This is a genomic window from Faecalibacillus intestinalis (genome assembly GCF_003024685.1).
Classification (GTDB): domain Bacteria; phylum Bacillota_I; class Bacilli_A; order Erysipelotrichales; family Coprobacillaceae; genus Faecalibacillus; species Faecalibacillus intestinalis.
Map to the genome: position 1 here is coordinate 68,384 of NZ_PYLQ01000007.1, position 12,839 is coordinate 81,222.

Consider the following 12,839-nt stretch of genomic DNA (forward strand, 5'->3'; position numbering starts at 1 on the left):
TCCTTTGTCAGATTTTCAATTATTAATATACGAATAATAAGATTAAAGAAACTAATAAACCATAGATGGCAACTGTTTCTGATAAGGCAATCCCTAAGATCATCATAGTACGGATTTTACCTTCAGCTTCTGGGTTTCTACCAACAGCTTCTACAGCTTTACTAGCAGCAATCCCTTCACCAATCCCTGTTCCTAAACCTGCACATACAGCAAGACCTGCTGCAATAGCAATTAAACCTTTTACCATAATTTTTTCCTCCTAAAAAATAGTTCATTTTTCATTTATATCTTAACTAGCAAGCTAGTAAAGAACTTAATCTGGATTTTCCATCATTATCAAGATAGATGATAATGTAACGAATACCAATGTTTGAATGCATCCTGCAAAGACATCAAAATAACAATGTAGCCAAGGAGCAATCACTGGTCCTAAAAAGTTAAAGTTGATCAATAACCCTGAAATATAACCTGTTAATTGATAAACTAAATACATAAGGATCGATCCACTTAAAATATTCCCAAATAAACGCATTGATAACGAAATCAATGGCGAAAGAATACTTAATAAGTTTGTTGGTGGCCATACAGCACCCCAAATGTAAGATAATAATCCTTGTTTTTTGATTGCATTAAACTGAATTAAACAGAATGTAATTGTTGTTAATGCAAGAGTAATAGAATAATTTGAAGTTGGTGCTTCAAATCCTAATAATCCACTTAAGTTGGCAATGATCAAATATGCAAAGAGCATTGCAAAGTATGGATAATAGCTCTTTTCAAATTTCTTTGGCATGATACTTTTTAAATAGTCGTAAATCATTTTAACACCTGTTTCAACAACTAAAACAACACCTTTAGGTCTTGCTGTTGGATCAGCAGTTGCAAATTTTTTTCCGGCATAAATAAAGAAAATAGCCATCACCACCATAATAATCAATGAAAAGATTAATTCTACCTGTAAAGAATCTAAGAAGTTACTCACCCTTTCACCCCCTTCATTTGATAACTTACAATATATATGGTTATTTTAATGACCATATATCCAAAAAGAACACCCATCAGATTAAACCATTTTGGAATAAAAATAGCAATTAAAAAACCAATCGCATAAATTGCAAGTTTGACTATATTTAATAAGATAATTAAACTTGTAGATCTTTTTAAGTTCAATATCATATCAGACGTGATAATAATAACATAAAAAATTGCGAGATTAAATAAATATCCAAGCAAAAAACCTAGCGGATAACTGATAGATTTCATCGTCAAACCAATAATTGAAAAAACGATAAAACCTATCAAAAAAATAAAAAATGATTTCTTAAAAACTAACTTTTCATTCATGATTTTCCACCTTTTAATAATGTTCTCATCACTTCTATAAACGCTAAAACAAGAAATACTAGCGTCAGAAGAGGTTTGGTTAGTAATATACTATCCAAATATAAACCCAATATGACGCCAGCTATTAAAGTTCCAAATATTTTACCTGATAATGTCAATGCATAAAGCAAATCTTTAAAAAGCTTCTCTTTATTATTCATTTGTTCCAAACAAACGATCTCCGGCATCTCCAAGTCCAGGAACAATATAACCATGCTCATTTAATTTTTCATCTAATGCTGCAAGTGTAATATCAACATCAGGATGTACTTCTTGAATCGCTTTAACTCCTTCTGGTGCTCCTACTAAACAAACAAGTTTGATTTTTCTTGCTCCTCTTTGTTTAATATTTTCAATTGCCATATTAGCACTTCCACCAGTTGCTAGCATTGGATCTAAAACAATGACTAAAGCATCTTCTAGACCTTTTGGAAATTTAGCATAATATTCACGTGGAATTAAAGTTTCTTCATCTCTTTCCATTCCAATATGTCCAACTTTAGCTGTTGGAATAATATCTCTAAAACCATCAACTAAACCAATTCCTGCACGTAAAATAGGTGCAAGAATAATTTGTTGATCCATTTCTTTTCCCACCATTGGACAAACAGGTGTTTCAATTGCTTTATCTTTTAATGAAACATTGCGTGTTACTTCAAATGCCATAAGTTTAGCAATTTCATCTAAGTTTTGTTTAAAAATATAAGTTGATGTATTTTTATCACGCATAATTGTTAATTTATGTTGAATTAAAGCATGATCTAATATTGTTACTGACATATTTGCCTCCTAAATATATTTAATATTTGAATACATTGTAACCTTTTCAGTAAGTTTTGCTACTCGTTTTAAACATTCTTCTTTAATTTCATCTGTTTCTTCATTTTTTAAACGATAAGCAATGATTCTTGCAACTTCTTCAAAGTCTTCTTCTTTGAATCCTTTAGTTGTCATCGCTGGTGTTCCAATACGAATTCCTGAAGCTTTGAATGGTTTTTCTGTATCAAAAGGAATTGCATTTTTATTAGCTGTAATATTGATTTCATCAAGTAAACGTTGTGCTTTTTTACCAGAAATACCACAACTTGCTTTAACATCAACAAGTAATAAGTGGTTATCTGTTCCTCCAGCAACCAATCTGAACCCTTCTTCTTTAAAGACTTTTTCCATTGCTTTAGCATTTTTGATAATTTGTTTTGCATAGTCTTTAAATTCTGGTTGTTGTACTTCATAGAAACATTGTGCTTTAGCAGCGATAATATGCATTAATGGTCCACCTTGCATACCTGGGAAAACTGCACGATCAATATCTGCAGCAAGTTCTTTTTTACACATGATGACACCACCACGAGGTCCTCTTAATGTTTTATGTGTTGTTGTTGTGACAATATCAGCATATGGAAATGGTGATGGATGAACGCCAGCAGCTACAAGTCCAGCGATATGAGCCATATCTACCATAAATAATGCGCCATTATCATGAGCAACTTTAGCCATAAATTCAAAATCAATAATTCTACTATAAGCACTTGCTCCAGCAACAACGAGTTTTGGTTTAATTTCTTCTACTTGTTTTTTATAAGCTTCATAATCAATTGTTTCTGTCTCTTTTGAAACACCATAGCTATAAAATTCATAGTTGATTCCTGAAAAGTTCAATGGATGCCCATGTGTTAAATGTCCCCCATCAGCAAGTGACATACCTAACACTTTATCTCCATGTTGTAATAAAGCTAAATAAACTGCAGTATTAGCTTGTGCCCCACTATGTGGTTGAACATTAGCATGTTCTGCCCCATAAATTTCACAAATTCTTTGTCTTGCAAGTTCTTCAACTTCATCAACAAATTGACATCCCCCATAATATCTTTTTGCTGGATATCCTTCAGCATATTTATTTGTAAGAACTGATCCAGCTAATTGTAATACTTCTTCAGAAACAAAGTTTTCTGAAGCAATCAATTCAATGTTATTTCTTTGTCTATTTAATTCTCTTTCAACACTTTCAAATAATTGTGTATCTTTCATTATTTATTACTCCTTTTCTAAAGCCATCATTTTTTGAATTCTTGCATCATGTCTTCCGCCTTCATATTCGCTTTCAAGCCATGCATGTAAGATTTCTAAAGCTAAGCCTTCCCCTATAACACGTTGCCCCATTGCTAACATGTTTGAATCATTATGTTGACGTGTTGCTTTTGCACTAAATACATCATGACATAATGAACAACGAATTCCGTTTACTTTATTGGCAGTAATGCTGACACCAATTCCAGTTCCACATACAACAACCCCCTTGTCGCACGTTCCATCAGCAACAGCTTTTGCTGCTTTAGAAGCATAATCTGGATAATCACAGCTTTCTTCTGTGTATGTACCAAAATCTACAACTTCATAACCATTTTTTTCTAAATCATCTTTTAATACATTTTTTAATCTGAGACCACCATGGTCACATGCCATTGCAATTTTCACTTCAATACCTCCATGATTTTTTCTTCACTAATACAACCTTGACGTAATATTGTTACATCATCATCAATTTTTACCACTGTACTTGCTAGAGTATTTTGACATTTTCCTTTGACGATCATCTTTAGTTTCCCATTAAATTCATGATACACATCTAAATCATTTAAAAGTGTCTCTTGACCTGAAATGTTAGCGCTTGTTACTAACATTGGCCCTACTCTTTTCAATAATTCTAATACAAATGGATCATCAGGTATTCTTATACCTATCGTTTCTAATCCCGCTGTAAAATCATCTGATAAAATTGATTTCTTTTTTAAAACAAGAGTTATCATTCCCGGCATAAATTCATCAATCAATTTTTGAGCATTTGTATTTACATAAGCATATTTTTCTATATCTTGAGAATCATAGATCATCAAAGATACTGCTTTACTATGACTTCTATGTTTAATTTCATAGATTTTTTCAAGTGCCGAAAGATTTCCAAACTTCACACCTAAGCCAAAAACAGTCTCGGTAGGAAAAGCCACAACCTCATCTTGTTTTAATAATTCAACAACCTCGTTTATGTTCTTTTTTTCTACCAAAACTGTTTCCATGATTCCACCTCATTTTGTGATATTATACTATTTTATTATTTAAAATGATACCCTTATCCCTGGATATTTATCTCTTTCAATAAAATATTTAGCATATTTCTTAACGATTTTCCCACTATTTCTTTAATTTTCCCTAAACAAGCAAAAATCAACCTATTTTATATAAAATAACAGTGAAATCTCTATACAAATAAAATTTAAAAAAAGATATTTCACTACCGACACACAGAAAATAAAAAATCTGAGATCATATCTTAAAAACACATTTCGCGTTCTCAGTTTAATATAGAGATTTTACTTGTGTTTAGAAAGGAGGCATTTAAAAAGCAACTCTGTTTAATGAGAGTTGTTTTTTATTTAAACCAAAAATGAACAAAAAAAGTAATCACCTATGCTGACAAGTTTGTGATTACTTTTTAATAAATTTTGAAATAAATCATCATAGCAATGAATCTATTTGAGAACTCTTTTCATATATATTACATTTTATTTCATCTTTAAAGACAATTCTATTTTTGACTATCTTTTAACCTATATTTTCTATTTGTGTTTGTACCAATTGATTCTACAGAATCCATTTGTGAAAGAATCTCTCTCGTTCTAGAATGTTTTAAACCAATATATTCTGCAATATCTTTTGTTTTTGCTTCTTTATTTTCACTAAGATATTCTTTTATTTTTATCATTTTTTCTTTTGTTTTATTTGTTATTTTTTTCTTCGCCGTTTTTTCTTCGCCACTTTTCTTCGCCGTTTTTTCTTCGCCACTTTTCTTCGCCGCTTTTTCTTTGTTTGTTTTATCTACAAATTCAAGTGTTAAGATAGTTCGATCAGGATCAAACCTTTCTTCAATAACAGGTTCTTTCCATCCTTGATCTTCCCATGTATTGAAGATATTAGGAACACCACTTCCAGAACGTTCACCTATGTTTACAAGATTAAACATTTTCATAAGAGTTTTATTACGAGGATCAGATTCCCCACCTTTTCTCATTTGTTCCTTTCCGGTTCTAATATATCCAGGATTTTCGAAAACAATTTGATTTTGATCTTTTTTAATAACAACCCCCCTTGTCCCATAGTAATCTGCATTAATCAAACAATTAGCCAATGCTTCACGAAGTGCTTTATGGACAGGTGTATCGTCTATCCTGTCCCCTCCTTTCATTGAAAAAGGAACTTTAACATCTTTAATGATTTTATTATAGACTCTAAAATAAAAGTCACATATATTTCCAGACCATTCACCTGAACTTGATTGTAAACGATCAGTCCAACGAATAGATGGATCTAAAACTTCTCGATAATCTAAAAAATAATCTGGAAAATGACGTACAATATTATACTCATTTCCAAACATCAACATTCCTGCTGCTGTAGGATGTAATTGATGATCTTCTTTTGAAATTGCTGCTGCACCAATGCTTCTTAAATATTCATCATTATTTAATCTTTCAAAGGGATGTCCTGCATTTAATACTTGATGTCTATTTCGATAACCTTGGATTGTTTCATAGTTTAAATCTTCTAATGGAACATCATCTAGCACTTCCATATCCATTGTTTTTTCTGCTTGGTCACGTAACATTGTTTTAACTTGCAAACGTGTACAATGATAATCACCATCATGATTTCTTCTATATGTTCCATGAAATAAATTATTATTAATATAGACAGGTTTTTCTTCCCTTCTTGCCATTGGAACATGAATCACAATAATTTGATCATCTTCTTTTTTATAAACTTCTACATCATCATCTCGTAATAAATTAATACTTACTTTTTGTCTATTATTAATATCATTCCAAAATTGTTTAATTAATTTTTGACAACTGTCAGCATCTAATCCTGAAGTAAACCATGTCCCATCTTTATTTTCTATTACCCCTAGAATAATAACTCCACCATATCCATTTGAAAAAGCAGAATACGTTTCCCAAATGGAGTTTGGTAAACCATTCTTAGCACTTTTTACTTCTCTTCGATTATCTTCTTTATATGAATCAAATTCATCTAAATCAAATAGTTTTTCCACAAAGATTATTCCTTTCTTTTGATCATATATAATATATGTTCATATATTGTATAAATTATACTATTTTTACTTCTAAAAAAATAGCTTATTTTAGCAAAAAGAAAAAGGCACTGAATACTCAGAAACCTCATTATTTCTTAAATACAACTAACTTACTTAAAATATAATTTAAGATAACAACAATAACATTGACAACAACTTTAGCAACAACATCATTAACAATATTAAAATTCACTAAGAACCACATTAACACCATATCCATGATTCCTGTTGCTAACCTAGAACAAAAAAATTATAGCAGGATAACTTATCCTGCTATGAAATATTTATTATTTACTTGGATATTCGATACTAAATCCTCTAAAAATTCCATTTCTATTTTCGTTACAGCAATCAAACATGTATTTATATCCTGCATCATTTGAATAATGGAATCTACCATCCGTTTCTTGGTTTGGTTCACCTAAAACCTTTTTAACTTGTGCATATTTTACTTTATTATTTAAAGCTAACGATCCTTCACTTGTTTCTACAACAACATCTTTAGCTGCTTTATCGTATTCTTCTTCAGCGTATTCATCATATTTTACTTCAATAAACGTTACAGATGCTTCTGCTACACTAATAGCTTTTTTAGTTGGATTTTCATATCTTAAATAGAAATGTGCAACATCACCACTATCTAATTCTACATTTAGATATGCTGCCATTGATGAAATACCGTTAGCATCTAATTCAACATCTTCTACTTTATCACCTGTATCATTTAATGTAACAGTTCCAACTTGTGATAAATAATTTGCATATTCTCCTACTGTTTCAGGAATTGCTATTTTTTTATCATCAATTGTAAAATATTTGATTAATCCATCAGCTTCTTGGAAATCATTAACATCTTTAATTTTAATGCTGTTTGATGTAGCAGGTTTCTTAGTTGTTGTTTTATCACTAGAATCACTAGTACTACATCCTACTAATGACATTGATAAAACACATGTCATTAATAGAGCGACTATTTTTTTAAACATAGTTGTTCCTCCACGATATTTTTCTTTTCTTCTTTTATACTATATAACAAATTACAATTATCTACAAATCTTTTTTTCTTAAGAACAGGCTTTCATAGTCTGAAACAATCTTTGTCCAACTATAAGCATTTTTAACTCTATCTTTAGCAGCTTTTCCTAAAGTATCAATATAATCTTGATCAAATGTTTCAACATGTTCTATAAGATGTTTTAAATTATTCTTTTCTTTACCCCAATAAATACATGAATCTAAACCTACTTCTTGATTAAAGCCAACATTTAATAAAAGATTTAAAGAAGTAGAACCTAAGGCTTCTAATAAAGAAGGATTTGTTCCTCCTACTTCATGACCATGTAAATAAGCAAAAGCATTTTTTCTTACACTTTTTAATAATGCATCATCATAAATTGTACCTACAAATTTAACTCTTTGATCATTTTCAAAATGATACTTGTTATTTAAAATATGATACAACTTACTTTCTTGATATCCAGTAACAATCACTAAATCTTTTTTTGTATTAGAATTCATAAATTCTCTAATCATTGTTTCATAATTATTTTCAGGAACAAAACGTCCTACAATAAGATAATATTCATTTTTTGAAATCTCATGTTCCTTAGCCCATACTTCAAATTTTTCTTCATCACTGTTATCAACAACATCTGCTCCATAAGCGATAAATGTTGTTTGGGGTTGATACTTTTTGTAATCTTCTTGAATATACTTTTCAATATTTTGTGAATCACAAACGACATAATCCGCATTTTTAATCATCAATCTTTCAGATAATTTCCAATATTGTCTAATAAACCAATTCCATTTAGCTCTTTTAAATTCATGACCGTCAGGATTAACAAAAACTTGAATATTTTTAGTATGAAACATTTTAACATATTTCTTTAAAAATGGACCAATACGACAAGCTAAAATATAAACAATCCCCTCTTCAATATTATGATCAACAACATATTGATAAACTGCTTTTAAAGCTGCAATATCATAATAAACTGCTTTTGCTGGTCCAATATTAGGCACTTGTACTTTAAAACATCTTGCTTGATTATGTTCAAATTCTTCTTCATGATCAGACAAACAAGCTACATGATACTTAATATCATCACTGACCTTATACTTTGTTAAATATTCGACAAAGGTTTCAAAGCCACCATAATTAGCAGGTATTCCTTTACTCCCTATAATAAATACATTTTTCATATTTTACATACCTTTCCATAATAATTGATAGATTGTATTATATAAAAATAAATCTATATTTTTTATTGATGGAACTAATTTTCCTTGTTTTTTCATATCATATTTATATGTAATAGTTCTTTTCAATAAATCAACATTGACATTATGACAATATTCTTTTAATAAATCAACCATTTCCATGTTAGACTTATGCACTTGGTCTATACTCCCTGAAACATTTTCTCCAGTATACTTATGGGTATATAATACATCATAATTCACATTAAATTGACATTTATTTTCAATCATCAAAAGCCATAAAAAGTAATCATCTGCCGAATTAACAGACATGACATGCTTTGTCCAATATTCTGGTATACTTGTTCTTTTAATTAAACAATGGCCTGGTGAAACAATTAAATCTCTCACTTTAATAAATCCTATTTGTTTCTTTAAATAGTTTTGAGAGCATCTATTTTTATAAATCAAACACTTTCCATTTTCTGATTCCATAATGCCATTAGCGATACATAAATCTGCATCTCCAATATGTTCTAATTGACTTTTAATAAAAAAATCACTAATTTCATCATCTTGATCTAAAAATAAAATATATTTACCTAACGCTTTTTTTAAACCATTGATTCTTGTTTGATGAATTCCTTGATTCATTTCATTATTAATAATTCTAATTGGAAAATCATGTTGACTACCTAAAATAATTTCTTCATCAGGATAATCATTAACAAAAATAACCTCTATTTCTTTTTGACTTTCTTGATAATTTTTCTCTATTTTATTTAATAAAGATTCTATATATCCATTTCCTTTATAAATAGGAATAATAACTGACACATCCATACTTTCACATCCTATATTCCATTAAAAATATCCACTAGATTTTGAGAAATATCATTTACATCATACGCTTTGGCCGTTTGATAAGCATGATCTTTAATCTCTTTTATTTGATGTTCATTCATTGATAAAATATCTTCTATTTTTTGATTTAAATCTTTACCATCTCTCGGTTTAAAGAAAAAACCATTTTCTTGATTTTTAATATAACTTGTTGGTCCTGCCATATTAGATGCAATAACTATACAACCACAAGCCATAGCTTCTAATCCAACCAATCCTAAACTATCACTTTTACGATAGGTTGGAAAACAAAAGATATCAATAGCTGAATAAAATAACGCCAATTCTTTTTGAGTTTGCATTGGATATTTTTTTATCACGTTTTCTAAATGATATTCTTGAATAAGTGCATTCGCTTTTTCTTCATCTTCTCCAACACCCACCATCACGATTTGATATTGTTCTACATTTACTAATAAACTAATAGCCTTTAAAAAGACTTCCCAACCTTTTCTTTTTTCATATCTTCCTATATAACCTATACATTTTTTATTTGGATCTAAATGCAATTTTTCTTTAGCGTTTTCTATTTCTTTAAAGACATCAAAATTAATACCTCCTGAAGGAAAAATCTTGATTTTATCTTCATTCAATCCATATTGTTCCATCATGACCTTTTGATAATAACTTGATGGTACAATACATAAATCTATTAGAGGTAATGTTGATTTAACTAAAGGAATAAACTTCTCATCATGTGCGTCTTCTGGAACAACGTCATTTCCATGAACATTTACAATCACCTTTATACTTGGTTTTAATTTCTTAATGATTTTAATTAATAATGCACAATGAGAAATATAATGAGCATAAAGATAATCATAGCGATGAAATAAACACAAAAAGATACTTTTTATATAAAAACTTAAATATCCACCTAATTTACCTAAATTACTATCTTTCTTTTTTAAAGCTGATACATCTACTTGATATCCATTATTTTTCAAAATACTTGCTGTATTTTGAACAAACACACCATAATGTTTATATTTTTTAGATGGATACATATTTGATATTAATAATATTTTTTCCATACAATCACCTATTTAATAATGTTCACTAAATCTCCTAAAAAAGTTTTAACTCTTCCAAATCCTTTATATTTTCCTTTTAAAAAGTATAAAATCAAAGAACAAGCTTTCTTTTCTTTCATCATTAAAACTCTTTGTGTTAAATAATCTTTATATTTTAAACAATATTTTTTTTGTTCTCTATTTAGCTCTAATCCCAATGTAAAATTCACATTTTCTATTTGTGCTTTCGTCTGTTCAATACGTTCATTCACTCTTTGTTTCTTTTCATTAATAATATTCCCATCAACAATATTATCCATTCCAATTGTATTATTATTATGAATTCTATAATCAATTAAAGGAATATCTAAATAATAACATCCATTTTGAATAGCAGAAATAATATTCAATTCCCAATCATGAGGCAATTTACCTTGTGTTACTTTTAAATATTCATCTTTAACTTCTTTTTTGATAGCCATACAACAACCTTGAGAAAAATTCATTTCTAATAAACTCTTTAAATCGATTTCCGTTAATTCTTCTGTTACTTCTTTAAAAAGTAAATTATTATTTGAACGTCCTTTTATTTTATTCACTTCGAAACAATTTCCATCTTGATCCATAAAATTAAAACTCGATGCTAGAGATAAAATATTGGATTGACTCATTTTTTCAACCATCACCTCTATTTTATTTAAATGCCAACGATCATCTTGGTCACTTAAAAAAATGATATCTCCATCTACTATCTCTAATCCTTTTTTAAAGTTCTTACGATATCCTAAATTATTTTCATTTTTTATAAGTTTCCAATTAATAAGTTTATAACCATCGATATACTGATGAATCAACTCATAACTATTATCAGTAGAAACATCATCTATTAATATTACTTCATCAATTGGATACGTTTGTTTTCTAATAGAATCTAATTGTTCAATTAAATACTTTTCGCCATTATATACAGCCATTACTAATGATACTTTCATAACTATCCCTTTCTTTTGTTAGAAACAGTATAACATAATTTAAATTATAAAGCGTAGTCATGGCACATAAAATCAACTAGATTTTAATTACTTCGTCTTTGAAAATGAGTAATTAAAAATACTATAATCCTATGCAGCTTTGTATAATTATCATATAGTTTAAATGTGACTACTCAATAACAAAAATTAACATTTAGTTTTATTTCTTTACTTTACAATTGATATATAAGCAACATTTTAATTATCATTTCTAACATATATTCTAAATACTGATCTTATTTCTTTTAGTAGTAACAGTTTATAAAACAAACAATTCCCATCTATCAAATATATAATGTATATAAAATTAATGCGCCTTTAAAAACATATTTTTCAATTTAACAAATTTCATATTAATTTTCTACTTTTAAGCCTACTATGTTTATAAACCAATACTTTAAATATTTTTTATCTTTGAATATTAATTTAATCTTTATTGACCTTTAAATAGCTTTTCTCTATTTCTTTTCTTTTAAATTCTTCCTTATCTATTCTTATTCCTTTATCATATGCATTTGAAGTTTTCTCATATAATTCTAAAAGTGCAATTCTCTTATTTATATCATCAATATTTTTTCCTTCAAACTTTAATAACGTGTTATTAAGATATTTAGATTTATTATATTCATAATCAAAATAACTATCCTCTTTAAAAATTTTTGATAAGACATTTATACAATAAATCCAAACAGAAACAACAAAAAAAAGAAAACATATCATTTCATATGTATTATATTCATTCAGTTTTTGATTTAATAAGACAAAACTGGACAAATACAAAGATAAAACAAAAAAATATAATTCAATAAATTTTTTTGTTAATAATTTCCATTGTACAAAGTTATATTTAAAGTCATATTTAATTTTAATCTTATATTGAATTTTGTCTATCACCACAAATATAAGGACAAAAATAGTCAATACAAAAATATTTTTAAAACTAAAAATATATATAATTTCTCTAATCATTTTCCTATTCAATCTTAATAAACTAAAATTTGAAAAAAATATATATGTACTCATTACAATAACACCAAAAGTCATAAATTCTAATAAACTAACACCCTTAGGTATTATTTTTTCCATTTTCTTCTCAATATATTTAATATCCATTATCATTTTCCTCTCACTATTACAAAACCAATTACTTATATTAAC

The 12,839-nt window shown here is 28.2% G+C and carries 15 protein-coding genes and 1 pseudogene; all 16 read right to left on the reverse strand.

The window, feature by feature from the left end:
* Window positions 1-22 precede the first annotated feature (22 nt).
* Entirely contained in the window at window positions 23-247 is a 225-nt protein-coding gene (gene atpE, locus C7U54_RS06815; RefSeq protein WP_022001942.1) for an ATP synthase F0 subunit C, read from the reverse strand.
* Window positions 248-313: 66 nt separating this feature from the next.
* Window positions 314-982 carry a F0F1 ATP synthase subunit A gene (locus C7U54_RS06820; RefSeq protein WP_107029761.1) on the reverse strand — a complete coding sequence of 223 codons (669 nt, stop codon included), beginning with the start codon at window positions 980-982 and terminating at the stop codon, window positions 314-316.
* A complete protein-coding gene (locus C7U54_RS06825; protein WP_107029762.1) occupies window positions 979-1,344 on the reverse strand; it encodes a hypothetical protein in 366 nt (121 codons plus the stop codon). The genes C7U54_RS06820 and C7U54_RS06825 overlap by 4 nt, the downstream gene beginning before the upstream one ends.
* Complete coding sequence (locus C7U54_RS06830; RefSeq protein ID WP_032090885.1) at window positions 1,341-1,553, reverse strand: hypothetical protein; 213 nt, start codon at window positions 1,551-1,553, stop codon at window positions 1,341-1,343. Before C7U54_RS06830 ends, C7U54_RS06825 begins: the two co-directional genes overlap by 4 nt.
* Window positions 1,537-2,163: a uracil phosphoribosyltransferase gene (gene upp / locus C7U54_RS06835; RefSeq protein WP_107029763.1), complete on the reverse strand. Its 627-nt coding sequence runs from the start codon at window positions 2,161-2,163 to the stop codon at window positions 1,537-1,539. The genes C7U54_RS06830 and upp overlap by 17 nt, the downstream gene beginning before the upstream one ends.
* A gap of 9 nt (window positions 2,164-2,172) precedes the next feature.
* Window positions 2,173-3,411 (reverse strand): serine hydroxymethyltransferase, encoded by a 1,239-nt coding sequence (locus C7U54_RS06840; RefSeq protein WP_107029764.1) that lies wholly within the window; start codon window positions 3,409-3,411, stop codon window positions 2,173-2,175.
* Between the two features lie 6 nt (window positions 3,412-3,417).
* Window positions 3,418-3,858, reverse strand: coding sequence for a ribose 5-phosphate isomerase B (gene rpiB / locus C7U54_RS14795; protein WP_022001936.1), 441 nt, complete (start codon window positions 3,856-3,858; stop codon window positions 3,418-3,420).
* Window positions 3,855-4,457, reverse strand: a complete 603-nt coding sequence (locus C7U54_RS06850; RefSeq protein ID WP_022001935.1) for an L-threonylcarbamoyladenylate synthase — start codon at window positions 4,455-4,457, stop codon at window positions 3,855-3,857. Before C7U54_RS06850 ends, rpiB begins: the two co-directional genes overlap by 4 nt.
* Before the next feature lie 509 nt (window positions 4,458-4,966).
* Window positions 4,967-6,490: an ATP-binding protein gene (locus C7U54_RS06855; protein WP_107029765.1), complete on the reverse strand. Its 1,524-nt coding sequence runs from the start codon at window positions 6,488-6,490 to the stop codon at window positions 4,967-4,969.
* Between the two features lie 130 nt (window positions 6,491-6,620).
* Window positions 6,621-6,770, reverse strand: a pseudogene (locus C7U54_RS15460) (GtrA family protein); the annotation flags it as partial.
* Window positions 6,771-6,819: 49 nt separating this feature from the next.
* Window positions 6,820-7,518, reverse strand: a complete 699-nt coding sequence (locus C7U54_RS06865) for a hypothetical protein (RefSeq protein WP_022001929.1) — start codon at window positions 7,516-7,518, stop codon at window positions 6,820-6,822.
* A gap of 61 nt (window positions 7,519-7,579) precedes the next feature.
* On the reverse strand, window positions 7,580-8,737 hold the full coding sequence (cps2T, locus tag C7U54_RS06870; protein WP_107029767.1) for a beta 1-4 rhamnosyltransferase Cps2T: 1,158 nt from the start codon (window positions 8,735-8,737) through the stop codon (window positions 7,580-7,582).
* A 3-nt stretch (window positions 8,738-8,740) separates the two neighbouring features.
* On the reverse strand, window positions 8,741-9,577 hold the full coding sequence (locus tag C7U54_RS06875) for a glycosyltransferase family 2 protein (protein WP_107029768.1): 837 nt from the start codon (window positions 9,575-9,577) through the stop codon (window positions 8,741-8,743).
* Window positions 9,578-9,588: 11 nt separating this feature from the next.
* The gene (locus C7U54_RS06880; RefSeq protein ID WP_107029769.1) at window positions 9,589-10,671 is read right to left on the reverse strand and encodes a glycosyltransferase family 4 protein; all 1,083 of its coding nucleotides are present in this window, start codon (window positions 10,669-10,671) and stop codon (window positions 9,589-9,591) included.
* Window positions 10,672-10,679: 8 nt separating this feature from the next.
* Complete coding sequence (locus tag C7U54_RS06885) at window positions 10,680-11,642, reverse strand: glycosyltransferase (protein WP_107029770.1); 963 nt, start codon at window positions 11,640-11,642, stop codon at window positions 10,680-10,682.
* 465 nt (window positions 11,643-12,107) lie between these two features.
* The gene (locus C7U54_RS06890; protein ID WP_107029771.1) at window positions 12,108-12,794 is read right to left on the reverse strand and encodes a hypothetical protein; all 687 of its coding nucleotides are present in this window, start codon (window positions 12,792-12,794) and stop codon (window positions 12,108-12,110) included.
* Window positions 12,795-12,839 lie beyond the last annotated feature (45 nt).